The sequence below is a fragment of the Kribbella sp. NPDC054772 genome (assembly GCF_053611945.1).
This window is the reverse complement of the sequence record NZ_JBSHBJ010000025.1, coordinates 1-26172: the sequence shown is the minus strand read 5'-3', so window position 1 is coordinate 26172 and position 26172 is coordinate 1. Positions and strand designations below refer to the sequence as shown.

General features: G+C 69.0%; 26 protein-coding genes. 18 read left to right on the top strand and 8 right to left on the bottom strand.

The genetic code is table 11. The annotated features are described in order from the left end of the window. Window positions 1-111: 111 nt before the first annotated feature. The 5 genes from ACWGID_RS29940 to hutH all read right to left on the bottom strand — a co-directional run bounded on the left by ACWGID_RS29940 (window position 112) and on the right by hutH (window position 5766). A complete protein-coding gene (locus tag ACWGID_RS29940) occupies window positions 112-762 on the bottom strand; it encodes an ABC transporter permease (RefSeq protein ID WP_452202164.1) in 651 nt (216 codons plus the stop codon). Between the two features lies 1 nt (window position 763). Further along, window positions 764-1420, bottom strand: a complete 657-nt coding sequence (locus ACWGID_RS29935) for an ABC transporter permease (RefSeq protein ID WP_452202162.1) — start codon at window positions 1418-1420, stop codon at window positions 764-766. Continuing rightward, window positions 1417-2415 (bottom strand): ABC transporter ATP-binding protein, encoded by a 999-nt coding sequence (locus ACWGID_RS29930; protein WP_452202161.1) that lies wholly within the window; start codon window positions 2413-2415, stop codon window positions 1417-1419. The genes ACWGID_RS29935 and ACWGID_RS29930 overlap by 4 nt, the downstream gene beginning before the upstream one ends. 134 nt (window positions 2416-2549) lie before the next feature. Then, window positions 2550-4205: a urocanate hydratase gene (gene hutU / locus ACWGID_RS29925; protein ID WP_452202159.1), complete on the bottom strand. Its 1656-nt coding sequence runs from the start codon at window positions 4203-4205 to the stop codon at window positions 2550-2552. A gap of 16 nt (window positions 4206-4221) precedes the next feature. Continuing rightward, window positions 4222-5766 carry a histidine ammonia-lyase gene (gene hutH / locus ACWGID_RS29920; protein ID WP_452202325.1) on the bottom strand — a complete coding sequence of 515 codons (1545 nt, stop codon included), beginning with the start codon at window positions 5764-5766 and terminating at the stop codon, window positions 4222-4224. A 104-nt stretch (window positions 5767-5870) separates the two neighbouring features. Here hutH and ACWGID_RS29915 point away from each other — a divergent pair, with 104 nt between their 5' ends. From ACWGID_RS29915 to ACWGID_RS29845, 15 genes are all read left to right on the top strand, one after another. Beyond that, complete coding sequence (locus ACWGID_RS29915; protein WP_452202157.1) at window positions 5871-6767, top strand: GNAT family N-acetyltransferase; 897 nt, start codon at window positions 5871-5873, stop codon at window positions 6765-6767. Beyond that, entirely contained in the window at window positions 6764-6955 is a 192-nt protein-coding gene (locus ACWGID_RS29910; RefSeq protein ID WP_452202155.1) for a hypothetical protein, read from the top strand. Before ACWGID_RS29915 ends, ACWGID_RS29910 begins: the two co-directional genes overlap by 4 nt. Before the next feature lie 15 nt (window positions 6956-6970). Beyond that, window positions 6971-7729, top strand: a complete 759-nt coding sequence (locus tag ACWGID_RS29905) for an IclR family transcriptional regulator (protein WP_452202154.1) — start codon at window positions 6971-6973, stop codon at window positions 7727-7729. Window positions 7730-7801: 72 nt separating this feature from the next. Further along, entirely contained in the window at window positions 7802-8593 is a 792-nt protein-coding gene (locus ACWGID_RS29900) for a thymidylate synthase (protein ID WP_452202152.1), read from the top strand. Next, window positions 8590-9072, top strand: coding sequence for a dihydrofolate reductase (locus tag ACWGID_RS29895; RefSeq protein WP_452202150.1), 483 nt, complete (start codon window positions 8590-8592; stop codon window positions 9070-9072). The genes ACWGID_RS29900 and ACWGID_RS29895 overlap by 4 nt, the downstream gene beginning before the upstream one ends. Window positions 9073-9308: 236 nt before the next feature. Then, window positions 9309-10571 (top strand): toxic anion resistance protein, encoded by a 1263-nt coding sequence (locus ACWGID_RS29890; protein ID WP_452202148.1) that lies wholly within the window; start codon window positions 9309-9311, stop codon window positions 10569-10571. Window positions 10572-10603: 32 nt separating this feature from the next. Beyond that, window positions 10604-11254, top strand: coding sequence for a hypothetical protein (locus ACWGID_RS29885; protein ID WP_452202146.1), 651 nt, complete (start codon window positions 10604-10606; stop codon window positions 11252-11254). Continuing rightward, complete coding sequence (locus tag ACWGID_RS29880) at window positions 11251-12573, top strand: AAA family ATPase (protein WP_452202144.1); 1323 nt, start codon at window positions 11251-11253, stop codon at window positions 12571-12573. Before ACWGID_RS29885 ends, ACWGID_RS29880 begins: the two co-directional genes overlap by 4 nt. Continuing rightward, window positions 12570-13895, top strand: a complete 1326-nt coding sequence (locus ACWGID_RS29875; protein ID WP_452202142.1) for a hypothetical protein — start codon at window positions 12570-12572, stop codon at window positions 13893-13895. Before ACWGID_RS29880 ends, ACWGID_RS29875 begins: the two co-directional genes overlap by 4 nt. Next, window positions 13892-14854: a glutamate ABC transporter substrate-binding protein gene (locus tag ACWGID_RS29870; RefSeq protein ID WP_452202140.1), complete on the top strand. Its 963-nt coding sequence runs from the start codon at window positions 13892-13894 to the stop codon at window positions 14852-14854. Before ACWGID_RS29875 ends, ACWGID_RS29870 begins: the two co-directional genes overlap by 4 nt. After that, window positions 14851-15966 (top strand): hypothetical protein, encoded by a 1116-nt coding sequence (locus tag ACWGID_RS29865; RefSeq protein WP_452202138.1) that lies wholly within the window; start codon window positions 14851-14853, stop codon window positions 15964-15966. Before ACWGID_RS29870 ends, ACWGID_RS29865 begins: the two co-directional genes overlap by 4 nt. Further along, complete coding sequence (locus ACWGID_RS29860; protein ID WP_452202136.1) at window positions 15963-18332, top strand: tetratricopeptide repeat protein; 2370 nt, start codon at window positions 15963-15965, stop codon at window positions 18330-18332. The genes ACWGID_RS29865 and ACWGID_RS29860 overlap by 4 nt, the downstream gene beginning before the upstream one ends. Next, window positions 18329-19390 carry a protein phosphatase 2C domain-containing protein gene (locus tag ACWGID_RS29855; protein ID WP_452202134.1) on the top strand — a complete coding sequence of 354 codons (1062 nt, stop codon included), beginning with the start codon at window positions 18329-18331 and terminating at the stop codon, window positions 19388-19390. Before ACWGID_RS29860 ends, ACWGID_RS29855 begins: the two co-directional genes overlap by 4 nt. A 38-nt stretch (window positions 19391-19428) precedes the next feature. Then, window positions 19429-20706 (top strand): VWA domain-containing protein, encoded by a 1278-nt coding sequence (locus ACWGID_RS29850; protein ID WP_452202132.1) that lies wholly within the window; start codon window positions 19429-19431, stop codon window positions 20704-20706. Window positions 20707-20936: 230 nt separating this feature from the next. Beyond that, window positions 20937-21425 (top strand): FHA domain-containing protein, encoded by a 489-nt coding sequence (locus ACWGID_RS29845; RefSeq protein WP_452202130.1) that lies wholly within the window; start codon window positions 20937-20939, stop codon window positions 21423-21425. 8 nt (window positions 21426-21433) lie between these two features. Here the strand turns inward: ACWGID_RS29845 and ACWGID_RS29840 are convergent, their stop codons facing one another. Both ACWGID_RS29840 and ACWGID_RS29835 read right to left on the bottom strand, forming a co-directional pair. Beyond that, window positions 21434-21895: a hypothetical protein gene (locus ACWGID_RS29840; protein ID WP_452202128.1), complete on the bottom strand. Its 462-nt coding sequence runs from the start codon at window positions 21893-21895 to the stop codon at window positions 21434-21436. A gap of 95 nt (window positions 21896-21990) precedes the next feature. Then, window positions 21991-22926, bottom strand: a complete 936-nt coding sequence (locus ACWGID_RS29835; RefSeq protein WP_452202126.1) for a GNAT family N-acetyltransferase — start codon at window positions 22924-22926, stop codon at window positions 21991-21993. Window positions 22927-23142: 216 nt separating this feature from the next. Here ACWGID_RS29835 and ACWGID_RS29830 point away from each other — a divergent pair, with 216 nt between their 5' ends. The 3 genes from ACWGID_RS29830 (at window position 23143) to ACWGID_RS29820 (ending at window position 25538) form a co-directional block, all read left to right on the top strand. Further along, on the top strand, window positions 23143-23580 hold the full coding sequence (locus ACWGID_RS29830) for a ribonuclease domain-containing protein (protein ID WP_452202125.1): 438 nt from the start codon (window positions 23143-23145) through the stop codon (window positions 23578-23580). A gap of 66 nt (window positions 23581-23646) precedes the next feature. Beyond that, on the top strand, window positions 23647-24609 hold the full coding sequence (locus ACWGID_RS29825) for a glycoside hydrolase family 6 protein (RefSeq protein WP_452202123.1): 963 nt from the start codon (window positions 23647-23649) through the stop codon (window positions 24607-24609). A 275-nt stretch (window positions 24610-24884) separates the two neighbouring features. After that, window positions 24885-25538, top strand: a complete 654-nt coding sequence (locus tag ACWGID_RS29820; RefSeq protein ID WP_452202121.1) for a hypothetical protein — start codon at window positions 24885-24887, stop codon at window positions 25536-25538. 12 nt (window positions 25539-25550) lie between these two features. Here ACWGID_RS29820 and ACWGID_RS29815 read toward each other — a convergent pair whose 3' ends face one another. Beyond that, window positions 25551-26030, bottom strand: a complete 480-nt coding sequence (locus ACWGID_RS29815; protein ID WP_452202119.1) for an AAA family ATPase — start codon at window positions 26028-26030, stop codon at window positions 25551-25553. Between the last annotated feature and the right edge of the window lie 142 nt (window positions 26031-26172).

Genomic DNA, 26172 nt, shown 5'->3' with positions numbered 1-26172 from the left:
CCAGTGTTCTCGTTCAGCCACCGGCCGGTGCCGATGGATGCAACTCAAGTTCATCAGGTTCGTCGGACAGTTCAACCACGTCAGCAAACGTGAGCGGAGAGTCAGCAGGGATCAGCCGACTTTGAGGCCGGGCGACACGGTGATCTTCCCGATCAGCGCGAACACCGCGTCGAGGAGCAACGCCATCAGTGCCACCAGCAGCGCCCCGGTGAACATCTGTGGGAAGTCCCGCAGCTTCAGCCCGTCGATCACGTACCGCCCCAGGCCGCCGAGCGACACCAGCGCCGCGATCGTCGCGGTCGAGACGATCTGCAGGGTCGCGCTGCGGATGCCGGAGATGATCAACGGCAGCCCGATCGGGATCTCCACCTTGGTCAGGATCTCGCGGCCGGTCATTCCCATCCCCCGCGCGGCGTCGATCGTGGCCGGATCGACACCCGAGATCCCGGCGTACGTCGAGGCCAGGATCGGCGGTACGCCGAGCGCGAACAGCGCGATCAGCACCGGCAGGAAGCCGATCTGGTTGGTCAGCAGGACCGCGATCATCAGCAGGCCGAGGCTCGGTAGGGCCCGGGCGGCGTTGCCGAGGTTGATCGCCAGGAACGCGCCACGCCGGGTGTGGCCGATCCGGAGGCCGACCGGCACCGCGACCAGCACGGCCAGCCCGAGGGCGGCGAACGTGTACCAGAGGTGCTCGAGGATCCGCGCCCAGATCCCTTCGTTCCCGGACCAGTTGTACGAGTCGGTGAGGTACTGCCACATGTCAGACCGCCTCTCTCACGGGAGTGGCGACCCGCGCCCAGGGAGTCAGGAACCGCTGCAGCACGACCAGGATCAGGTCCGCGATCAGCGCCAGCAGCAGGGACAGCACCACGCCGACGACGACCGGTGTGAGGAAGTCTTTCTGGAAGCCGAGGGTGAACAGCTCCCCCAGGCCGCCGATACCGATCACCGCGCCGACGCTGACCATCGAGATGTTCGCGACCGTGACGACGCGCAGTCCGGTGAAGATCACCGGTACGGCGATCGGCAGGTCGATCGCGATCACCCGGTGCAACGGGCTGTACCCGACCGCGACCGCCGACTGGCGGACATCGGGTGGTACGGAGCGAAGCCCGTCGATCACGTTGCGGATCAGCAGCGAGACCGTATAGATGGTCAGCGCGATGATGATGTTCACCGTGGACAGCACCTTGGTGCCGATGAGGGCGGGAATCACGATGAAGAGCGCGATCGACGGCAGCGAGTACAGCAGTCCGCCGAGGGCGATCAGCGGGTTCGCGAGCCAGGAGTACCGCGTCGCGACGTACCCCAACGGCACCGAGATGATCAGCCCGAGGATCACCGGCACGATCGCCAGGTAGAGATGCTCGCGCAACTGCTCCCAGATCAGTCCGATGTTGTCGCCGACCCATGTCATGAGCGCAACGCTTCCGCGACTGTTGTCTGGTCGATGACGCCGATGGCCTTGCCGTCCGCGTCGACGCAGATGCCGCGACCGGTCGGCGAGGTGAGGACCGCGTCCAGGGCCGCGCGCAACGAGTCACCACGTTGGTACAGCGCACCCACCGGAAGCAGCTGCTCCGAGCCGTTGCGCCAGCCGACGGGTACGCCGTCCTTCAGCGCGAGCTCCTCCGGCACCGGCTTCAGCGGCAGCTCGTCCGGATGCACGAACGTCAGCGCGCGGTAACCGCGGTCCTGCCCGACGAACCCGCGGACGAAGTCGTCGACCGGGTTGGCGAGGAGCTCGGCCGGCGGCGCGAACTGGGCCAGCTTGCCGCCGACCTGGAGCACCGCGACGTTGTCGCCGAGCTTGATCGCCTCGTCGATGTCGTGGGTGACGAACACGATGGTCTTACCGATGTCGCGTTGCAGCCGGAGCAGCTCTTCCTGGAGCTGGTGGCGGACGATCGGGTCGACCGCGCTGAACGGTTCGTCCATCAGCATGATCGCCGGATCGGCCGCCAGTGCACGGGCGACGCCGACTCGTTGCTGCTGGCCACCGGACAGCTGTGCCGGGTACCGCTCGGCCATCTTGAGGTCCAGGCCGACGCGTTCGAGCAGCTCCATCGCAGTACTGTGCGCCTTGCGCTTGTCCCAGCCGAGCAGCTTCGGCACGGTGGCGATGTTGTCCACCACGGTCTTGTGCGGGAACAGGCCGGCGTTCTGGATCACGTAGCCGATACCGCGGCGCAACGTGACGGCGTCCTTGGCGTTGATGTCCTCGCCGTCGATCGAGATCGTCCCACTGGTCCGCTCGATGGTCCGGTTGATCATCCGCAGCGAGGTGGTCTTGCCACAGCCGGACGGACCGACGAACACGGTGATCTGGTTGCTCGGGATCTGCAGGGACAGTGTGTCGACGGCGACGGTGCCGTCCGGATACTGCTTGGTGACGTCCTCGAACTCGATCATGGCGCCCCTTCGCGCTGGTCGTCGGTCGCCCGAAGACCCTAGCGGAACGAAAGACCGAAACCACGTGCTCCGATGGTTTCTCGCCCCTTGGAAAAGTGCACCGTAGCACTACAGATTGCCACGATCGCACACAGTTAGTTTTCCCGCATCGGAACCCGGACTCCACGCTCGCCGGCGACCTCGACGGCCTGGTCGTAGCCGGCGTCGACGTGACGGATGACACCCATCGCCGGGTCGTTGGTGAGCACCCGCTCGAGCTTCTGCCGGGCCAGGTCGGTGCCATCGGCAACCGACACCTGACCGGCGTGGATGGACCGGCCGATGCCGACACCGCCGCCGTGGTGGATCGACACCCAGGACGCGCCGCTGGCCACGTTCACCATCGCGTTCAGCAACGGCCAGTCCGCGATCGCGTCCGAGCCGTCGAGCATGCCTTCGGTCTCCCGGTACGGCGAGGCGACGCTGCCGGTGTCCAGGTGATCGCGACCGATCACGATCGGCGCCTCGAGTTCACCGGACGCGACCATGTCGTTGAACCGCACCCCGGCCTTGTCCCGCTCGCCCTGGCCGAGCCAGCAGATCCGGGCCGGCAGGCCCTGGAACGCGACCCGCTCACCGGCCAGCTTGATCCAGCGCGCGAGGTGCTCGTTGTCCGGGAACAGGTCCAGGATCGCCTGGTCGGTCTTCGCGATGTCGGCCGGGTTGCCGGACAGCGCCGCCCACCGGAACGGGCCTTTTCCTTCACAGAACAACGGCCGGATGTACGCCGGCACGAAGCCGGGGAACTCGAACGCCCGGGAGAATCCGGCCTTGCGCGCCTCGTCCCGGATCGAGTTGCCGTAGTCGAACACCTCGGCGCCCGCGTCCTGGAACCCGACCATCGCCGCGACGTGACGCGCCATCGAGGCCTGCGCGCGCTCGGTGAAACCGGCCGGGTCCTTCTCGCGAGCGGTCACCCAGTCGTCGAACTCGATGCCGACCGGCAGGTACATCAGCGGGTCGTGCGCCGAGGTCTGGTCGGTGACGATGTCGATCGGCGCACCCAGCTCCAGCAACTCCGGCACGATCACCGCGGCGTTGCCCAGCACACCGATCGACAGCGGCCGCCGAGCCTTCTTGGCCTCCTCCGCCAGCCGCAGCGCATCACTCAGGTCCTTGGCCCGTACGTCGAGGTACCGGTGCTCGATGCGGCGCTGGATGCGGGACTCGTCGACGTCGATGCAGATCGCCACACCGTCGTTCATCGTGACTGCCAACGGCTGCGCGCCGCCCATGCCACCGAGGCCCGCGGTCAGCGTGATCGTTCCGGCCAGCGAGCCGCCGAACTTCTTCTCCGCGACCGCGCCGAAGGTCTCGTACGTGCCCTGCAGGATGCCCTGGGTGCCGATGTAGATCCACGACCCGGCCGTCATCTGGCCGTACATCGTGAGGCCCATCGCCTCCAGCTTGCGGAACTCCTCCCAGGTGGCCCAGTCGCCGACCAGGTTCGAGTTCGCGATCAGCACCCGCGGCGCCCACTCGTGGGTCTGCATGACGCCGACCGGGCGACCGGACTGGACGAGCATCGTCTCGTCGTCCTTCAGCGTGGTCAGCGTGCGGACCATCGCGTCGAACGAGTTCCAGTCCCGGGCGGCCTTGCCGGAACCGCCGTACACGACGAGTTCGTCGGGGTGCTCGGCGACCTCGGGGTCGAGGTTGTTCTGCAGCATCCGCAGCGCGGCTTCCTGCTGCCAGCCACGGGCGGTCAGAGTGGTACCGCGGGGCGCGCGGACGGGACGTGGTCCGGACATGGGTGGTCCAGCCTTTCTAGTTCAGCGGGCCGGTGACGGCCTCGGCTGCGGTCAGGTAGGTGCCGTCGGCAACGAGGCGGACGGAGTGTTCGAGTTCCGGGGCGAGATGCCGGTCGGTGCCCGGCCCTTCGACGTACACCCGGAGGGCGTCCCGGACGGCGGCGGTCGCCGGGGCCGGGGCCAGCGGCGCGCGCAGGTCCAGGGCCCGCGCGGCGGTGAGGATCTCGACCGCGAGTACCCGCTGCAGACCGTCGACGGCTTTGCGCAGCTTGCGAGCGGCGGACCAGCCCATCGAGACGTGGTCCTCCTGCATCGCGCTGCTCGGGATCGAGTCGACGCTGGCGGGGACGGCGAGCCGCTTCAGTTCGGAGACGATCGCGGCCTGGGTGTACTGCGCGATCATGTGCCCGCTGTCCACGCCCGGATCGTCGGCGAGGAACGCGTTCAGACCATGGTTCCGCGCGACATCCAGGAAGCGATCGGTACGCCGTTCGCTGATGCTTGCCAGGTCCGCGACGGCGATCGCCAGGAAGTCGAGCACGTACCCGACCGGCGCACCATGGAAGTTTCCGTTGGACTCCACCCGACCGTCCGGCAGTACGACGGGGTTGTCGATCGCGGCCGACAACTCGCGACCGGCGACAGTCGCCGCGTGTGCTGCGGTGTCCCGGGCAGCGCCGTGCACCTGCGGAGAACACCTGAGGGAATAGGCGTCCTGGACGCGGTTGCAGTCCGGGCCCCGGTGGCTCGCGACGATCGCGCTGTCCTTGAGGAACGCGCGCAGATTGGCCGCGGAAGCGGCCTGGCCGGGGTGCGGGCGAAGGGCCTGCAGGTCTTCCGCGAACACCCGGTCGGTGCCGAGCTGCGCCTCGACGCTCATCGCGGCGGCCAGGTCGGCGGTCTTGAAGAGCTGGTCGAGGTCGGCCAACGCGAGGACCAGCATGCCGAGCATGCCGTCGGTCCCGTTGATCAGTGCCAGGCCTTCCTTCTCGGCCAGTACGACCGGCGCAAGACCGTGCGCTGCCAGCGCTTCGCCGGCGTCCCGAAGCGTGCCGTCGGCATCGCGGACCTTGCCCTCACCCAGGATCGCGAGCGCGACATGGGACAGCGGGGCGAGATCGCCGGAGCATCCGAGACTGCCGTACTCGTGCACCACCGGAGTGAGGTGCGCGTTGAGCAGCCCGGCGTACGCCTGGGCGGTGTCGACCTTCACACCGGTGCGGCCGGTGGCGAGGGTGGACAACCGCAGCAGGGCGAGTGCCCGGACGACCTCCGTCTCCACCTCCGGACCGGAACCGGCCGCGTGCGAGCGGATCAGGCTGCGCTGCAGCTGGGCCCGTAGCTCCGGCGCGATGTGCCGGGTGGCGAGCGCGCCGAACCCGGTCGAGACGCCGTAGTGCGGGGTGTCCGCATGGGCCAGCGCCTCGATCGCGGCGCGCGACTTCGCGATCTCTTCGAGGGCCTGGTCGTCGATCCGTACCTGCGCGCCGTACCGTGCGACCGCGACCACGTCGGTCGGGGTCAGCGGTCCGACGCCGACAATCACCGTGTGTTCCACCAGAACATTGCACCGCGCCGGATTGCTCCGCGGCAGGACCGGCGAACCACTTTCTGTCTCGGGTCTGAGACATGGGTGGCGACCCTCGGTAGCCGTAGGGTGCTGCCATGGTGTTCGAGATCCGGACGGCGGAGCCGGAGGACGCGGTGGGGATCGCCCGGGTCTGGGCCGCGGCGATGCCGCAACTGGTGAAGACGGCACGCGCGATCGAGATCGAACTGCGGCACAACCGGAGCCGGGAGATCCTGATCGCCGTCGACGGGCCGGACGTGGTCGGGTACTCCAATCTCTACCTGCCGGCGATCGACGCGCAGGCGCCGCGGGTGCGGGTCACGATCCAGGTGCCACCGGAGTTCCGCCGGCGCGGCATCGGCAGCGCGCTGACGACCGCGATCACGTCGCGGGCGCTCGGCGTCCGGGCCGAGCGGTTGCTGACGGTCGTGGGCGAGGACGAGGAGTCGAAGGACTTCGCCGCGAAGCGCGGATTCGTGCTCGGGCGGCGGATGACGCATTCCGCGGCGGATCTGAACGCGGTACGCGAGCCGCTCGCGCCACCGGCCGGGCTGCGCGTCGTGAGCTACGACGAGGTGCAGCCGCGGCAGGTGTACGACGCGGAGGTCCAGGTCCGCGACGACGACCCGAGCGGGTTGTCAGGAGGACCGGAGTACGACGAATGGGTCCGCACCTCGTGGGAGAACCCGGACGGGCGGCGCGATCTGAGCGTCGCCGTACTCGACGGGGACGAGGTGTTGTCGTTCGTGACCACCACCGCGGATCCGGACCGGAAGATGATCTGGTCGAACCTGACCGGGACGATCCCCTCGGCCCGTGGACGCGGTCTGGCGAAGGTGGCGAAGTCCGCGGCACTCGTCCGGGCGCGGGACGCCGGGATGACGATCGCCTCCACCGGGAACGACGCGGCGAACGAGCCGATGCTCGCGGTGAACCGGTGGCTCGGCTACCGGGAGACGACCGGCGCGTGGACCGCGGAGAAGGAGCTGTGAAGCGCCTCGGCCTCACGATGCTGTTCTTCCTGGTCGTGTCGCTCGTCGTCGGGCTCCTGGTCTCCGGGGAGGAAGACATGGACTGGGGCGTGGCCGGCGGACTCTTCGTGATCGCCGTCCTCGGCGAGAGTTTCCGGTTCTGGTTGCAGCGGAGCCGCGCGAAGAAACGCGAATCGTCCGGCATCTGAGGTTACGCTGCCGTTGTGAGCGGCAACGTTCCCGCCTCGACCCGCACGCTGCGGGTGCTGACGTTCCTGGCCACCCAGCCCGGCCCCGTGCCGATGGAGCGCATCGCCTCCGCGGTCGGACTGCCACGCTCCTCGACGTACCACTTGCTGCGGGCAATGATCGACGAAGGGTTCGTCGTGCATCTGCCCGAGGAGAAGCGGTACGGGCTCGGGGTCGCCGCGTTCGAGATCGGATCCGCTTATCTGCGGCATGACCCGCTGGAGCGGTTGGCGCGGCCGTTGCTGGTGCAGTTGGTGCACGAAGTGGGTCAGACGGCGCATCTCGGCGTACTGCATGGTCGGGAGCTGGTGTACCTGCTCAAGGAGCAGCCGCCGCGGCCGGTGACGCTGGTGACCGACGTCGGCGTACGCCTGCCCGCGACGCTCACCGCGTCCGGCCGCGCCCTGCTGGCCGAGCTCCCGCCGGCCCAGGTCCGCGCACTCTTCCCGTCCCCCGAGTCCTTCGTACGGCGTACCGACCTCGGACCGCAGACGCTCACCCAACTCCGCCGCCTGCTGACGGACGAGAAACGCCAGGGATTCGCCGTCGAGGACTCCTTCATCTCCCCCGGCGTCGCATCGGTCGCCAGCGCCGCCGTCGACCACACCGGCCACCCGGTCGCCGCCATCAGCGTCACCTTCCGCACCGACGCCGTACCCCCGACCGACCGTCCCCACCTGGCCCGCAAGATCCGCCAAGCCGCCACCGCCCTGACCCGCCGCCTCCACGGCTGAGCCGCGGCGCAGATGATGTGGGAGTGCGCGCCGCCGGCCCGGTCGGCGTTGGGATGGAGGTAGGTTGGCGCCATGCAGCAGTACCTGGATCTCCTGAAGCACGTGCTCGACAACGGGGCCGAGAAGGGGGACCGGACCGGGACGGGCACGCTGAGTGTGTTCGGGTACCAGTCGCGGTACGACCTCCGTGAGGGATTCCCGGCGGTCACCACGAAGAAGCTGCATCTGCGCTCGGTGATCGGGGAGCTGATCTGGTTCCTCAGCGGTTCGACGAACATCAAGTGGCTGCACGAGAACAACATCAGCATCTGGGACGAGTGGGCCGACGAGAACGGCGAGCTCGGTCCGGTGTACGGGTACCAGTGGCGCTCGTGGCCGACTCCGGACGGGCGGCACGTCGACCAGATCACCAAGCTGGTCGAGGCGATCAAGAACAACCCGGACTCGCGCCGGCACATCGTCAGCGCCTGGAACGTCGCGGACGTGGACGACATGGCGTTGCCGCCGTGTCACACCATGTTCCAGTTCTACGTCGCGGACGGCCGGCTCTCCTGCCAGCTGTACCAGCGGTCGGCTGACATCTTCCTCGGTGTGCCGTTCAACATCGCGTCGTACGCGCTGCTCACCCACATGGTCGCGCAGCAGACCGGGCTCGAGGTCGGTGACTTCGTGCACACCCTCGGCGACGCGCACCTGTACCTGAACCACCTCGACCAGGCCCGCCTGCAGCTCACTCGCGAACCGCGCCCGCTGCCGACGCTGAACCTGACCAAGCGCGACTCGATCGACTCGTACGAGATCGCCGATGTCGAACTGGTCGGGTACGACCCGCATCCCGGGATCAAGGCGCCCATCGCCGTATGAGCATCATCCTGATCGCGGCCGTCGGACAGAACGGTGTGATCGGGCGGGACAACGACCTGCCCTGGCGGATCCGTGAAGACCTGCAGCGCTTCAAGCAGCTCACCCTCGGCCACACGTTGGTGATGGGCCGCAAGACCTACGACTCGATCGGTCGCCCACTCCCCGGTCGCCGTACCGTCGTCGTCACCCGGCAACCCGACTGGTCCGCCAACGGTGTCGACGTCACGCACTCCCTCGACGAGGCCCTGCGGTCCGACAGCACCGTCTACGTGGCCGGCGGCGGCGAGATCTACCGCCAGTCCCTCCCGCACGCCACCCACCTCGAACTCACAGAGGTGCACCAGTCCCCCACGGGCGACGTCACCTTCCCCACCATCGACCCGGCAGACTGGACCGAAACAGCCCGCGACGGCCACGACGGGTTCTCGTTCGTCTCCTTCCGTCGCAGCCAGGTTGGGTGTGGTGATCACACGCCGTAGCGAGCAGGTGCTCGGTGCGGTGGCTCGGTGCGCGGGAGCGAAGGTCTCGATGCGGAGCATCGTGGCCTTTGCTCACGTGCAGCGAGGTGCCGTGCCGAGTGCCGCGCAGTAGGCGTGTGATCACCACACCCAACCTCGCAACGAGTAGCTAACGACTCGGCCAAGGAAGACCTGGAACCGCGTAGATTGGGCGCGCGTCACGGGAGTACCAGGGGCGTCTCTCGGAGGGGAACACCATGACTGAAGCTGACAACACCGCAGGTGCGGCGGCTGCTCAGCCTGCCGCCGCGCAGCCGCTGCAGCCGCCGACGGCGACCGCGCCGGGCCTGATACTGACCGCACCGCCGCCGTCACAGCCAGTCGCCGAAACCGCGGCACCGAGTATGGCGCCCGCGGTCGACCCGGCCGCGTTGCCGGGGCTGGACACCAAGGTGGACACCTTCCTGAACGCGCTGATGGCCGCCGAGCCGCGGTCGCCGGAGTTCGCCGCGAAGGCGAGCGACGTGCGCAGCATGGGCGACGTCGACATCCGCGCCGCCGCCGAGAGCTCGAACCGGCTGCTGCAGTCGCCGGTGAAGGCCCTGCAGAGCGGTGGCCTGTCGGAGGGTTCGACCGTCGGCAAGACGCTGCTCGAACTCCGCCGTACGGTCGAGGACCTGGACCCGAAGGAAGCGAGCGGGCCGAAGAAGCTGCTCGGGATGATCCCGTTCGGCGACAAGATCGAGGACTACTTCCGCAAGTACCAGAGCGCGCAGAGCCACCTCGAGGGCATCCTGCACAGCCTGCGCAACGGCCAGGACGAGCTCGGCAAGGACAACGCCGCGCTGAACCTGGAGAAGCAGAACCTCTGGGACGCGATGACCCGGCTCAACCAGTACGTGTACGTCGCGGAGCGCCTCGACGCGCGGCTGTCCGCGGCGATCGCGGAGCTGGAGGCGACGAACCCGGACAAGGCGAAGGCGTTCCGCGAGGACGTGCTGTTCTACGTCCGGCAGAAGCACCAGGACCTGCTCACCCAGCTCGCGGTCTCGATCCAGAACTACCTGGCCATCGACATCGTGATCAAGAACAACATCGAGCTGATCAAGGGTGTCGACCGCGCGTCGACCACCACGGTCTCGGCCTTGCGTACGGCGGTCATCGTCGCGCAGGCGCTCGGCAACCAGAAGCTCGTGCTGGACCAGATCACCGCGCTGAACACGACCACCAGCGGGATGATCGAGCGCACCTCGGAGATGCTCCGGGACAACTCGGTCGCGATCCAGCAGCAGGCCGCGTCGGCGACGATCGGGCTGCCGCAGCTGCAGGCCGCGTTCGCGAACATCTACGCGACGATGGACGCGATCGACACCTTCAAGGGCGAGGCGCTCGACAACATGGCCGCGACGATCGGCACGCTGGAGACCGAGGTGACCAAGTCCCGCTCGTACCTGGACCGGGTCGCCCAGCAGAACCAGCAGGTCGTGCACGGCAGCCTCGACCTCGACCTCGGTCGCTGACACCAACTCACCACCTGGAGACGGGGGACTGCATGGCGCTCGGTGACTTCTTCGCACGGCTGACCGGCCGTAAGGAGGAGCCCGAGCCTGCCCCCGTACCCCGGCCGCCGACGAACGACGACCTGCTGGCGGCGCTGGTCCGCGTCGAGCAGCTGGTCGCGGGTGGCGCCGTACCGGCGGTCGTCGCGTCGCGTGTCGGGCGGGTGGTCCGGGTGGTGCGGGAGACGATCCCGCGGCTCGGCAATCTGGGCGGTAGCGCGCAGGCGTACTCCGTGATGGCGACGGCGACCGACTACCTGCCGGAGGCGATCGGCGGGTACCTGCGGCTGCCGCGGCAGTGGGCCGACACCCGGCCGGTGGACCGCGGCAAGACGTCGCTGATGATCCTCATCGATCAGTTGGACCTCTTGGCAGCGACGATGGACAAGGTCTTCGACGCGGTGAACCGCGCCGACGCGGCGGCGCTGATCGCCCATGGCAGGTTCCTGCAGGAGAAATTCGGCACCGGCTCCACCGGCGGAGGCTTGGCGCTCGGCCCGACCGAGTCGACCCCGGCACCGACGATGGGGCCGAACAGCACACCAAGCACAGGACCAAGTACGGGCCCGAGCGCTGGACCAACTGGACCAAGCAGTGGACCGGCGGGGCCGTTGACACCACCACCTGGACGAGGAGGGACATGACCGGCGCGGGGGGAAGCTCGCTGCAGCAGGCGCTGTCCGCGCTGCTGGAGGTCGCCGGCCGTGCCGGGATCGCGGAGGACCGGGCCCGGTCCGAGGCGTTGGCGTTGGCCGCCGCGTTGGCGGAGTCGGCGCCGGGTGCATCCGCCGACTGGGGTAAAGCGGTCGACGACGCGACAACCCAGGACTTCTTCGACGCGGCCGTTCGCGGCCGGCGGTGGCGGGGCGCGCCGACGGCGGTGCTGAGCGAGTTGATCGCCGCGGGTTCGACCGAGAAGGCGGCGTACGCCGAAGCTCTCGCGGAGATCGCCTCCGCGGCGTGCACGTTGGGTGAACCAACGATGCGGGTCATAGGAAACGCGTCGGTAGCAGCCGCGGCACAGCTTCAAGCCGCGGGCGCGCGACCGCTGCAGACCACCTCAACTCCTGCACCTGCCGCTCCACCTGCACAGGAAACTCCGAAGGTAGAAGAGGTTCCGGAGAAGACGGTTGAGGAGTTGCTGGGTGAGCTCGATGAGTTGACGGGGCTCGCTCGGGTGAAGCGGGAAGTGCATCGGCAGGTCGCCGTACTGCGGGTCGAGAAGTTGCGGACCGAGGCGGGACTGAAGAGCGCGACGATCACCCGGCACCTGGTCTTCGTGGGGAATCCGGGGACCGGGAAGACGACCGTCGCTCGGCTGGTGAGCGGGATCTACAAGGCGCTCGGCCTGCTGTCCAAGGGACAACTGGTCGAGGTCGACCGTTCTGAACTAGTGGCCGGGTACCTCGGGCAGACCGCGACGAAGACCGCCGAGGTCGTCGAGTCCGCGGCGGGTGGCGTGCTGTTCATCGACGAGGCCTACAGCCTGACCGCCGGTGACAACGGCGCCGACCAGTACGGGCGCGAGGCCGTCGACACGCTGGTCAAGGAGATGGAGGACCGGCGCGACGACCTGGTCGTGATCGTCGCCGGGTACCCCGTGCCGATGGCCGCGTTCATCGCCGCGAACCCCGGACTCGCCAGCCGGTTCCGGACCACGATCGAGTTCGAGAACTACAGCGACGACGAGCTGACCGACATTCTCACCGGGCTCGCCGAAGCGGCCGACTACGAGTTGGTCCCGGAAGCGCTGGAGCGGTTCCACGAGATTCTCACCGCGACGCCGCGGGACGGTTCGTTCGGCAATGGGCGGTTCGCCCGCAACGTACTGGAGGCCGCGATCGGCCGGCAGGCCTGGCGGTTGCGCGACGTGACGGCACCGACGACCGAGCAGTTGCGTCAGATCGTGGCGACGGATCTCGACGAGGACGAAGAACAAGCCGAGCAAGGAGTACAGGCGTGACCCAGACGCAGAGTGCGCCGCCCGCGACCTTGGCGCCCGCGCCGGGTGCGGTGCAGCAGGCGCCGTCCGCCCAGGCCCCGAGCCGGCGCGGCGCGGTCGCGCAGTGGTTCGCGGGTACGCCGGGCCGGATGCGCGCGTTCCTGATCATTGCCGCCGCGATGAGCGTGGTCTTCGGACTGGCCGCCGCGCAGGGCTTCAGCCAGTCCGACGGCGCCCTGGACCGCGCGCAGGCGAACGCCGCGCAACTGGTCCGGATCCAGGCGATCCACACCAACCTGGTCAGCGCGAACGCCGACGCGACCAACGCGTTCCTGGTCGGCGGTCTCGAACCGCCGGACCAGCGCCAGCACTACGTCGACTCGATGGCCGCGGCCGCCGGGTTGATCTCCGATGCCGCGAGCGCACAGCCCGCGGACCGGGAGGCGCTCGGGGCGTTGAACAAGACGCTGGTCACCTACGAAGGGCTGATCGAGCAGGCCCGGGCGAACAACCGCCAGGGGTTGCCGATCGGTTCGCAGTACCTGAAGGACGCCAACTCGGTCCTGCAGGAGAACTCGCTCCCGCTCGTGAAGGCGCTGGTCGAGGCGAACGAGAAGCGGGTCGACACCGAGTTCGACGGGATCAGCTACGGCACCATCTGGATCGTCGTCGGTGGTGTGCTCGCGCTGGTGATCTTCGCCGTCACGCTGCGCTGGCTGGCCGGCCGTACGCACCGCTACATCAACGTCCCGATCGCGGCCGGAGCGCTGCTCGTGCTGCTGACGACCGTCGTCGGTGGGATCGCACTGGCGAGCGCATCCGGCGCGGCGAAGGACACGCGCAGTACGGAGTACGAACGCACCCTCGCACTGTCCCGCGCCCGCATCGCGGCGTACGACGCCCGCTCGAACGAAAGCCTCACCCTGATCGCCCGCGGCTCGGGTGACAACTTCGACCAGGCGTACAACGCGGCGGCCGCGCAGGTGAACGAGCAACTCGACAAGCTCGGCACGACCGACATGACCCTGCGGAACCTGTGGAACGAATACTCCACTGTGCACACCAAGGTCCGGCAGACCGACGGCAAGGAAGGCAACTGGGACGGCGCCGTCGCGATGGCGGTCGGTGCGGACAACCAGAAGTACAACTCCGTCGACACCTTCAAAGCCTTCGACACCGCGTCGAACGAGCAGCTCGACGACACCAGTACGTCGGTGCAGAGCCGGCTGGCCGATGCTCGCGACGGGCTGCCGCCGATCGGCTGGCTCGGCGTACCGATCGGCATCGTCGCCGCCCTGCTCGTCGCCTGGGGCATGTCGCAGCGCCTGGAGGAGTACCGATGAAGAAACTGATCCCGATCGCGGCCACCGCCGCGCTGCTCCTCACCGCCTGCGGCAGCGGCAACTATGCGGCCACCCAGATCCCGGCCGAGCCCGCGCCGACCACACCGTCGGCCGCACCGGCGACGCCGTCGAGCTGCGACAAGACCACCGAACTGCAGTCCTACAAGCCCGAGGGCGCACTGCCCGCGCCGGGCCAGATGCCGGCCGGTACGACGATGGCGGACATCCAGGCTCGCGGCCGATTGATCGCTGGTGTCTCGGCGGACAGCCTGCACCTCGGCGCCCGGAACCCGCTGACCGGCGTGATCGAGGGCTTCGACATCGACATGGTGAAGGCGGTCGCGACGGCGATCTTCGGCACCTGGAAGGGTCACCTCGAGCTCCGGGTGATCTCGAGCCCGCAGCGGATCCCCTCGCTGCAGAACAAGAGCGTCGACATCGTCTCTCGGAACATGACGATCAACTGCGAGCGCTGGCAGCAGATCGCGTTCTCGGCGGAGTACTACCGCTCCGGCCAGAAGACGCTGGTCCAGAGTGACTCGACCGCCAAGACGCTCCAGGACCTCTCCGGCGAGACGATCTGCGCCCCGGCCGGATCGACCAGCCTGGACAACCTGAAGAAGGCGAACCCGAAGATCAAGCCGATCACCGCCGACACCGACACCGGGTGCCTGGTGCTGTTCCAGCAGGGCAAGGCGGCCGGGATCAGCGGTGACGACACGGTGCTGGCCGGTGACGCCGCGCAGGACCCGTACGCGAAGGTGCTGAACGAGCGGATCAGCAACGAGCCCTACGGCCTGGGCATCAACAAGGACAACGTCGAGTTCGTGAAGTTCGTCAACGGTGTGCTCGCGCAGATGAAGGCCGACGGTCGATGGATGACGTCCTACAACCAGTGGCTCGAGCCTGACCTCGGTGAGCTCAAGGCCCCACCGACACCCGCGTACGGACGCTCATGACCGTTCGTACGCCGACCGCTTCGGCGCCCGCGTCGCCGGGGAAAATGGGGAGCAGTGTTCCGGCGACGGAGCTGCTGTCCTATCTGAACGCGCTCGGCGAGTGGCGGGACCGGCGCAAGGCGGAGCTGGACGAACTGGATCAGGCCGCCCTGCACGCGGCAGAGGCGGATGCGCTGAGCGCGGACGTCGTACTCAGCATGACGGTCTGGAAGGCGGTCTCGGACCGGTACGAGCTGATCCTCGTCACCTGGGACTCGGGTCGCGTCGGCGCGAAGGAGACCGAGCAGATCTCGACGCTGATCTGGGGCGGTCTGGACGCCGGCGCCGCGGGCGGCTCGCTCGCGGTTTCGTTGCCCGAGGCATGCAAGCTGTCGGATGCGCTGGCGTCCAGCCTGCGCGCCAAGCTCGCGCTGGAGCCCGGCGACGCCGACCTCGCCGCCCGCCTCCGGCAGTTGCGCGCGCAGGTCGAGCGGATCAGCGACCTGGTCAAGCAGGAGCCCGCGAACGTCCGCGACACAGCGCTCGCCTCACATCACGACCTCGACCGCCGCCTCACAGACCTTGCCGACCGCAACAAACGCGGCGCGGACATCGGCGGACTGATCGGCCCGCTCGAACTGGACGCGGCCAAGGCGGAACGTGACCTGATCGTCGGTGCCGCGACCCGCAAGGAACGCGCCGCCGACGTCGCCCGCGCCCGCGCGCTACGGAGCGAGCTCGAAGCCCAGGGTACGGCGGTCCGCGCGCTCGCCGACAAGACCGTCGCGACGGTCAGTCCGGCCCCGCGCCTCGCCGTACCGGATGTGACCGCGCTCGGTGCGGTGCCGAACACCCCGGCCGAGCTGGCGAAGTACCTGACCCGGCTCGACGCCGTACGACGGGCGCTCGGGCAGGCGCAGGCGGCGTACGGGGCGGCGCTCGGACGACGTGACGAGCTCACCCAACTGCTGGACGCCTATCAGGTCAAGGCGGCAAGTGTTGCCCCGGGCAACGAGGATCTCGCCGAGCTGTACCGGCGCGGCCGAGCGGTGATCGAGGCCGAGCCGGTGGACCTGGCCCGCCTCGGTGCACTGGTAGCGGCCTACCAGGCCTACCTGGAAGGAACGAAATGACGACCTGCACCCAGCCGGGCTGCACCGGCTCGATCGTGGACGGGTACTGCGACGTCTGCGGCTCCCCCGCCGCGGCAGCAGCGCCGGTAGCGTCGGCTCCCGCGACAGGCGCCTGCACCCAGCCCGGCTGCACCGGCACGTACGTCGACGGGTACTGCGACGTGTGCGGCTCGCCCGCGCCCGACGGCTCGTCCAGCCCGTCAGCAGTCTCCGGCGCCCCGGCCGTCGTCCACGAGGCGGACCCGCTCAGCTCCGTGTCGACAGTGTCACGCGCGTCCAACCGCCTGGCGTCCACGCCGCTCGGTTCGGCCCGCGCGGCCCAGGCCGGTTCGAAACTGACCCGCAAGCTCGGTACGTCGTCCACGCGGCTGCGCGGCGCGCGCCTCGGTGCCGGACTGACGCAGGTACCGTCGATCCCCGCGATCGACGCCAGCAAGGCGATCCTGGCGAACCCGATGGTCCCGGAGGACCGACGGAACTGCCCGAGCTGCGGCAACCCGGTCGGCCGCTCCCGCAACGGACAGCCGGGCCGCACCGAGGGCTTCTGCCCGAAGTGCCGCAATCGGTTCTCGTTCGCGCCGAAGCTGAAGGACGGTGACCTGGTCGGCGGCCAGTACCTCGTGCGCGGCTGCCTGGCGCACGGCGGTTTCGGCTGGATCTACCTGGCCCAGGACAAGAACGTGTCCGACCGCTGGGTGGTGCTGAAGGGCCTGCTGAACTCCGAGGACCCGGACGCGGTCGCGGCGGCGATCGCGGAGCAGCAGTTCCTGGCCCGCGTCGAGCACCCGTTGATCGTCGAGATCTACAACTTCGTCACCCATGACGGCGCCGGCTACATCGTGATGGAGTACGTCGGCGGCACCTCGCTGAAGACGCTGCTCAAGCAACGGATGTCCGAGAACCACGGCCAGTACAACGCGCTGCCGATCGACCAGGCGATCGCGTACCTGCTGGAGATCCTGCCCGCGTTCTCGTACCTGCACGATCTCGGCCTGGTGTACTGCGACTTCAAGCCGGACAACATCATCCAGGTCGGTGACGCGGTCAAGCTGATCGACCTCGGTGGCGTGCGGCGGATCGACGACCTCGACTCGGCGATCTACGGAACGGTCGGTTTCCAGGCTCCCGAGGTGGCCGAGGTCGGCCCGTCGATTGCCTCCGACATCTACACACTCGGCCGGACCCTGTGCGTGCTGGCGATGGAGTTCCGCGGCTATCAGAGCCGGTACGTCGACTCGCTGCCGCCGGTCGGCGAAGTACCGCTGTTCCAGAAGTACGACTCGGTGTACCGCCTGCTGGCCAAGGCGTGCGCGAAGGACCCGGCGGACCGTTTCCAGTCCGCTGACGAGTTCCGCGTGCAACTGCTCGGCGTACTGCGTGAGGTCGTGGCGGACAAGCAGGGCACCAAGGCGGCTCAGCACTCGGCGTCCTCGCTGCTGTTCGGGACTCCGGGCGACAAGGCAGCCGGACTGGGGGAGGCGGCCGCGCCGTGGCAGCAGCTGCCGTCACTGGCGCCGGACGACGGCGACAAGATGGCCGGCTGGCTCAAGACGGTCAGCGTGCCGGACCCGGCCAAGCGGCTGGAGCTGCTGGTCGACGCGCCGGAGCAGTCCCCGCAGACGCTGCTGGAGGTCGCTGAGGCCGCTCTGGAGATCGGGCCGGAGCGTTACGACATGGTCGACACCGCGGTGGCCGACCTGCTCAACTCCGACCCGTGGGAGTGGCGAGCGGTCTGGATGGCCGGACTGGTCGCGCTGGCCCGTGGTGACTCGGCCGCGGCCCAGTCCGCGTTCAACGCCGTCTACGGACAGGTGCCGGGTGAGCTGGCACCGAAGCTCGCGCTCGCGATCGCCTGTGAACACAGCAACGAGTACGACGTTGCCGAGGGCCTCTACCTCACCTGTGCGCGGACGGATGCCAACTACATCGCACCGTCGGCGTTCGGTCTGGCCACGATCCGGACGCAGCGCAACGACCTGGATGGAGCGCTCGGCGCGCTCGACCTGGTACCCCGGACCAGCGGCGAGTACGTACGGGCCCGTCGCCAGCGAGCCGGTCTCCTGGCAGGATCGGGGCGTGGCCTTCCCGCGCTCGCCCAGGCGATGGACAGCATCGCGACGCTGACCATCGACCCGGTCGACCGGGCCAACCTGGCCGCGAACGTGTTCCGGACCGCGCTGACCGAGGTCCAGCAGTCCGGTCCGCAGGAGGCTCTGCGGATCGACGGCCGGGCGGCGACCGAGCCTGCTCTGCGGGACGGGCTCGAGGCCACCTACCGGTTGCTGGCCGACCAGGCCCAGTCCCGGCCGGAACGGATCGCCCTGGTCGACCAGGCCAACGAGGTTCGAGGATGGACGTTGCGATGACGAGTAAGACCGAGACGGTCTGCCCCAGCTGCGGTGGGCCGGTGTCCGAGGCCGATCGCTTCTGCGAGGCCTGCGGCACCGAGCTGACCTCGGCGGCCACACCGAACACCCCGGCCCTGGACACCGACACCGAGCCGACCGTGGAGATCACCGCGGTCGCGATCCCCGAGGCGGACCCGGCCGGGCCGTGCCGGTCGTGCGGCGGCACCGTCGGCGCCGACGGGTACTGCGAGACGTGTGGGACCAAGGCCGCGAAGCCCCGGGACCACTTCGAGGAGCAGCCGGCACCGTGGGTCGCCGGAGTGTGCGACCGCGGGATCCGGCACAGCCGCAACGAGGACGCGATGGCGATCGAGGCCGACGAGGCGCCGGGCAGCCGCGCGCTCCTGGTCGTCTGCGACGGGGTCAGCTCGTCGCTCGACTCCGACGTCGCCAGCCTCGCCGCCGCCCGTGCGGCACGTGAGGTCCTGGCGGCCGGCCATGCGCAGGGTCTCGGCACCGAGCCGTCCCGGAGCGGTGCGATGGCGGCCCGCTTGAAGGCGGCGGCCGACGCTGCGAGTGACGCCGTACTGGACAGCACGAGTCCGGACAGCCCGAACCCGGCGTCCTGCACGTTCGTCGCGGCGGTGCTGGAGGACGGTCTGCTGGTCGCGGGCAACGTTGGCGACAGTCGCGCGTACTGGTTCCCGGACGACGCCGAGGCGGTCGCGCTGACCGTCGACGACTCGTGGGCGGCCGAGCTGATCGCCACCGGGATCTCCCGTGCGGAGGCCGAGTCCGGCCCGCACGCGCACGCGATCACCCGCTGGCTCGGCAAGGACGCACCGGACCACACGCCGCGGATCATGACGGTTCAGGTCACCGGGCCGGGCTGGCTGCTGGTCTGCTCGGACGGCCTGTGGAACTACTGCTCGGAGGCGGCACCGCTGGCCGACCTCGTACGTCAGACTGCTGCGGGCACGGGTGGCGAGCCGAAGGCCACCGCGTCCGCCCTGGTCGACTGGGCGAACGCCCAGGGTGGTCAGGACAACATCACCGTCGCCCTGGCACGGATCTAGCCCTTTCCCACCCCACCACCCCAGACAGAGGACCCGAGATGGCCGACTTCACCGCCTCCGTGTACCAGAACGAGTTCCTGCCCGACGGCGGGACCGACGTGCACGCCATCGTCACGGTGAACTGCGCCGGTGCCGGCTCCGCCGGGCAGTCCGGCAGCGGTGACGCGGGCGAGATCATCATCGTCGACACCTCCGGCTCGATGGGCCGCGACGGCGTCCAGGCCGCCGCCTTCGCCGCGCAGACCGCGATCGACCAGATCCTCGACGGCGTCTGGTTCGCGGTGATCTCCGGCAACGACCGGGCGCAGCTGGCGTTCCCGCCGTCCGCCGAACCGGTGATGGTCCGGATGGACTCGTACACCCGGCAGGCCGCGAAGGATGCGGTGTCCCGCTTCTACGCCGACGGCGGCACCGCGATGGGCACCTGGCTGCGGCTGGCCTCGCGAGTCTTCGCGACCGTGCCGTCGCTGTCGCAGAAGCACGCGATCCTGCTGACCGACGGCGAGAACCAGCACGAGACGCCGGAGGCGCTGACCCAGGCGATCGAGTCGGTCACCGGTCAGTTCCAGTGCGACACCCGCGGCGTCGGCGTGGCCTGGCAGGTCGACGAGGTACGGCGGATCGCGCAGGCGCTGCTCGGGACGGTCGACATCATCCCGGCACCGGACCAGCTGGCTGCCGAGTTCTCGAAGCTGATCCAGAACGCGATGAGCCGCGGTGTCGCGCAGGCCGACCTGCGGGTGTGGGCGCCGCAGGGTGCCGAGGTGCTGTTCGTCCGGCAGGTCGCCCCGACGGTCGAGGACCTGACCAGCCGCCGTACGTCGGTCAACCCGCTGACCGGCTCGTACCCGACCGGGTCGTGGGGTGACGAGTCACGCGACTACCACGTGGCGATCCGGCTGGCTGCCAAGGCGGTCGGACAGGAGCAGCTGGCCGCTCGCGTGCAACTGGTGCTCGGTGACGACGTGGTCGCGCAGGGCCTGGTGAAGGCGCTGTGGTCGGCCGACGAGGCGCTCACCACCCGGATCAGCCCGGAGGTCGCGCACTACACCGGGCAGACCGAGCTGGCGCAGGCGATCCAGGACGGTCTGGCCGCGAAGGCCGCCGGTGACACCGCGACGGCGACCACGAAGCTCGGCCGCGCGGTCCAGCTCGCGGCGGCGACCGGGAACGAGGAAGCGACCACGCGGCTGCGCAAGGTCGTGGACATCGACGACCAGGAAACGGGTACGGTGCGGCTCAAGCGCACGGTCGAGAAGGCCGACGAGATGGCGCTCGACACAGCCTCCACCAAGACCACCCGGGTGCGGAAATGACCGTGAACTGTCCGAGCGGACACCCCTCCACGTCAACCGACTACTGCGACGTCTGCGGCCTCCCGATGGCCGCACCGGAAGCAGGTGCCGCAGAAGCAGGAGCCCCAGAAGCTGCTGCGCCTGCACCGGCAGCACCTCCGGCTGGGCAGACCTGCCCGAATTGTTCTGAGCCTGCGTCAGCCGACGCGCTGTTCTGTGAGAGCTGCGGCTACGACTTCACCACCGGCACGATGCCGCGCCCTGCGTCGTCGCTCGACCTGTCCGCCGCCCCGGCCCCGACGACCCCGCCGGCGCCGGCCGCGACAGCCGAGTGGGTTGTCGAGCGCTGGGTCGACCCCGACTGGTACGCCGTACAGCAGAGTGACGACCCCTGCCCGTCGCCGGGCCTCCCGGCCGTCATCCCGCTGACCGAGAAGAGTCTGCTGGTCGGCCGCCCGTCGCGCAGTCGCGGTATCTCGCCCGAGGTCGACTGCGGCGACGACACCGGCGTCAGCCGCCGCCAAGCGCAACTCACCACCGACGGTCAGCGCTGGTGGGTCGAGGACCTGCAGTCCTCCAACGGCACGTACGTCGCCTCCGCGGCCGGCCCGTTGCCGGAAACCCCGATCGTCCCGGGCCAGCGCCAGGAACTGAACCCCGACGACCGCATCTACGTCGGCGCGTGGACCCGGCTCGTCGTCCGCAAGGCCACGCCGGAAGAACTCGCGGGCCAGGCTTAGAAACAGGCCTAGGAACTGGTGCCGGGCTGGAATCCGCGGGTCCAGCCCGGAGCGGGGTTGAAGCAGAGCCACTCGATGGCGGCCGATCCGAGGACAATCGGGATCGCCCACGCCCACGGCTGGTGCGGGAGGCTGACGATCGCGACAGCCGTCCACAGTGCGATCCAGCCACCGCCGTACCCGCGAAGCACGCCGCGGTACCAGAGACCACCCGGGGCCTCGGCGGCGCGCTGACCGAGGTACACGAACAAGTACGACGCGATCGTGATCGGCCAGAAGTACCAGAGCCGGCCCCAGTCGTACGGGACCATCACCAGCGCGGTCAGGCAGACCAGCGCGATCAGCCAGTGGTAGGTCTCGCCGGCCCAGTTCAGCCGGCGACGGCGCAGCGTCAGGACGATCGCCAACGGACCGAACACGACGGCGAGACCGCCGGCCGCAACATGCAGGATCAGCGCGATATCACGCATCTCGGCGACTCCCCGACCCCCGAGCCATCTGACATGTCAGGGAGCATAGGGGTCGGGACGCCGCTCGTCTGCACCTCGAACGGTGCGAGTTCAGGTCAGCTCTCGGGGAACGACAGCACCCGCCGTACGGCGAACTTCCGGTATCCCCCACGCTCGAAACTCTTCGCCATCGGCACGTTCCCGAAGTCGGTGTCGGCGCGGACCCACTTGGCGTCCATCTCCGACTGCAGGTGGGTGATCTCCGCCAGCAGGTCGTCGATGAAGTGGTGTCCCCGGTGCTCGGGCAGGACGCCCAGGTACCCGACGGTCGGTCCGCTGGCGTTCGCGGACGGGATCGCGAACCCGATCAGCTTGCCCTCGCCGTCGTACCCGAGCCGCCACCAGGACCGGTCACTGTTCGGCATCGACTTGTACAGCTCGAGCTCTTCGCGGGCCGAACCCTCGACGCCTAGCCGGGCGATCTCCCGCGCGGTCGCGGCGTCCAGGCTGCCCTGGCTGACCCGCATGAACACGTCGACGAACGCGTCGTCGTCGGCCGGCTCGAACCGCAGCCGGGTGGACCGCTCCGGGAGCCCGTACTCCGGCTTCCACTCGTACCGCAGCCGGTCGGTGATCTCGGTCAGACCGGCCGCCGCGGCCGCCTGCGCCCGCGACTCGAGCGCGGCGACGACATCCGGCTTGTCCTGCCAGTCGCTGTCCAGGAAGAAGTGGTACTCGGGTGGCTCGGCATCGGCCGGCCGGGCAGCGATCGCGTGCTTGATCAACTCGGTCCACACCGGGACCGGGTCGCCATCGCCGGCGTAGTACAGGCCGTCGATGCTGAACGGGTGGTCGTCGGTCGGGCCGCCCCACCAGATGGCGAGCGCCTGGATCGTGCCGTTCTCCTCGACGGCCCAGGTCCAGTCGTCGCGGTAGTAGCCCGCGGCAACGTACTCGCGGTACCGCTCGAGGGTGACGGTGTTGACGGATTTGTTCTCGATGAGAGCAATGATGGTGTCGAGGTCGGCCTCGACGGTGGTGCGGATGGTCACGAATCCTCCAGAAGGAGGCGCGGGCTCCGCTCAGTGCGAGCTGGACGAGCGGACGGGTCGCGCCGGAAAACAAGTCAGAGTGTTCATCGGTCGCTCCTTCCACGTCGCGTGTCGTTCTCGCCGTCGCAGACTCTAGGTGAACGCCGGGGTCATAGTCCACCTGTTATTCACAGCTGGGATGTCCCGGCGGCGCCGCGACAGGGAAGCCTCTCGAGCATGAGAACCCTCATCGCTGCCGTGACCCTGGCGACCACCGCCGCCCTCGGGTCCACGGCCTACGCCGCCCCAACCGCCCCGACCGCCCCGACGTACGTCGCGCCGCACACCGTCGCAGCCCAGACTGTCGCGGCACCAGCTGCGATCGATCGCTGTGCGCTCAGTTCGCTGCCGTCCCAGGCATCCGACACCTTGAAGCTGATCCACTCCGGCGGGCCGTTCCCGTACCGCCAGGACGGGACTGTCTTCTCGAACCGGGAGGGCGTCCTTCCCGATGAGTCGTCCGGGTACTACCACGAGTACACCGTGGTCACGCCCGGCTCCCCGGACCGCGGCGCCCGCCGGCTGATCGGCGGCGGCGCGAAGACCACCCCCGAGCACGTCTACTACACCAGCGACCACTACGCCTCGTTCTGCGAGGTCGACGAGAACAGCTGACACGTCTGAGAGTAGTGTCGTCGGCACTTTGGGTGATCATTCCGTGGACGGAAGGATTCTTCACCGATGCCGACTCTGCATCCGGTCCTGCGGTCCGTGACCGCTGGACTCGTGCTGTCCGCCGCTCTGCTCGGCTTCGGCCGGCCCGACTCCGGGCTGGCCGAAGCGACCGGCGATCCGCTCAAGCTCACCACGGGGATCTACGTGGACCCGGCCTCCTCCGCGGCGGCCTACGTACGGCGCCATCCGGAGGACACCGAGCTCGCGTCAAAGATCGCCACCCAGCCGTCGGCGCGATGGCTCGGCGCCTGGAGCGGCGACGTGAAGGCTGGCGTCACGGCGTACACGACGGCTGCTGACCAGGCCGGCAAGCTGCCGGTGCTGGTGACCGACAACCTGCCCGGCCGGCAGTGCGGGATCGGGGGCGGTGCCGCGACGGACACGGCGTACCGGCAGTGGATCGCGGCCGTTTCGGACGGCATCGGCGCGCGGCCGGCGGTAGTGGTTCTTGAGCCGGACGCGCTGGCGCGGCTGGACTGCTACCCGACGTCGGAGTGGGACGGTCGGATCGCGCTGCTGAAGTACGCCGTCGGGCTGCTCGCGGTGAAGAACCCGAACACGTGGACGTACCTCGACGCGGGCAACGCGACATCCGGCGACGCGAAGGAGATGGCGCGCCGACTGCGGCTCGCGGACGTCGGTAAGGTCCGCGGGTTCGCCCTGAACACCGCGAACTACTTCACCACCGACCAGTCCGTCACCCGCGGCACCGAGATCCTGAACGCGCTCGGCGGCGGCACTCACTACGTCATCGACACCAGCCGCAACGGCAACGGCTCCGACGGCAGCTCCTGCAACCCAATCGGCCGCAAGCTCGGCACACCGGCCGCCAAGTCCACGTCTCCGGTCGATCTCCATCTCTGGCTCCGCACTCCCGGCGAATCCGACGGGCCGTGCGGACTGACGCCGGATCTGCCCACTCGGGCCTTCTCGCCACTGCTCGCGCATCGCCTGATCAGCGGCGTCTGAGTCGAGGTGGGCGGGGCACCCCGCGCGCCTGCTTGACACTTGTCCAGATTTCGCTGCGTTGTTACCAAAATCGGACCCCGGTGCTGCCCGTCGACCAGGGGGTGCAGCAGACTGGTGCGGTGATCGTTCCGGAGAGCCGCCGTACCCCCTCACACCGAGTAGGCGGACCTCTGGTCAAGCGGTCGTATCACGGCGTACCGTCGCCTGAAGCTGGGCCTTTCCTGGGCTTGGCGTCACCTCCGCAGCACCGACCGCCTCATGATCGGAGGGCGTGAATGGCATCCTGGCTACTGCGCGCCCAATGGTCGCACCGTGACGAGTCCGTCGAGCACCGCGCGCTCCGCGTCGGCCGGACGCTGACTGCGGTCGCGGTCGCGTTCCCCGACGTCCATAACTGGACCCAGGACGAGCGCTGGGGGTACCACGTCCTCGAGGCGGACGGCTCCACCCCGCTGCAGGAGATGGTCGAGGCGACCACCAAGGTGCTCGCGAACGGTACGAGTACGACGCGACTCCACCTGCAGAGCACCGGCGAACTCCCGTGGCTGTTCGATCTGTCCATGGGCGGCACGATGACGACCATCTCGGATCAGCTCACGCTGCACTGGAGCGACGAGGACGCGCTGCTGCAGTCTGAGCGGTTCGCCCAGGTCCTCCGCGCGGTCGTGACGATCTGGGAACCGCAGTGGGCCAGCATCGCCGACACCGAGCTCGCGGCCGCCGCCGGCGTTTTCCGGCGTGGCATCCCGATGATGGGCTGGCTCACGTACGTCCGTGGCATGGTGGCCGGCGCACCGGGTATCGACATCGACCTCACGCCGTACGAGCGTGGCACCCTGCTGCAGGCACCAGTGTCCCCCGTCGACATGACGCCCGTCCACATCTGCGCCGCGGCCGCCCTCGTCGGCATCGCCCCTGAAGAAAGCTAGCCCTGAAGAACGCTAGTCCGTCACCACTCTTTGCCGGTCCCAGCGGCTTAGCTCATCCGCAGTCGGCACTTCGAACTTCGTCTCGTACTCGCGGAGCTCCTCCCGAGTGATCCGGAACGTCGCCGGCGGGAGATTGGCGTTCCGCTTCTCCACCCGCTCCCAGAGGACATTGAACGGTGGATTGAGGAGGACTATCTCCGTGGTCGCGCCGAGCTCAGCGGCTTGGGTCCGGAAGAGATCGCGTTCTTCCATCGACCAACAGCCGTAGTCGAGGATCACGTCGACGCCGAGTACCAGCACCCTGGCGGCGACGCCCCACAGCATCTCCGACTCCAGGACCCAGCGGCGTCCGTCGACCTCGTTCGTGTTGAAGAGCGCCTGCATCCATGCGTCGGGCGTCAGCCTGAGAGCCCCGCGCTCTTCCTCGAGCCGGCGTGAGCACGACGTCTTTCCTGCACCCGGCAGTCCTACGACCAAGACCAGCACAGCCATGCCCAGAGCCTAGGCCGTTCAGTACGGTCCCGGCGACGGAAATAGTGGTGGGCACATATGTTAAGGGCCACCCCGATTGGGGTGGCCCTTAACAGTGTGAATGTCCGGCGGCGTCCTACTCTCCCACGACCTCCCGGTCGCA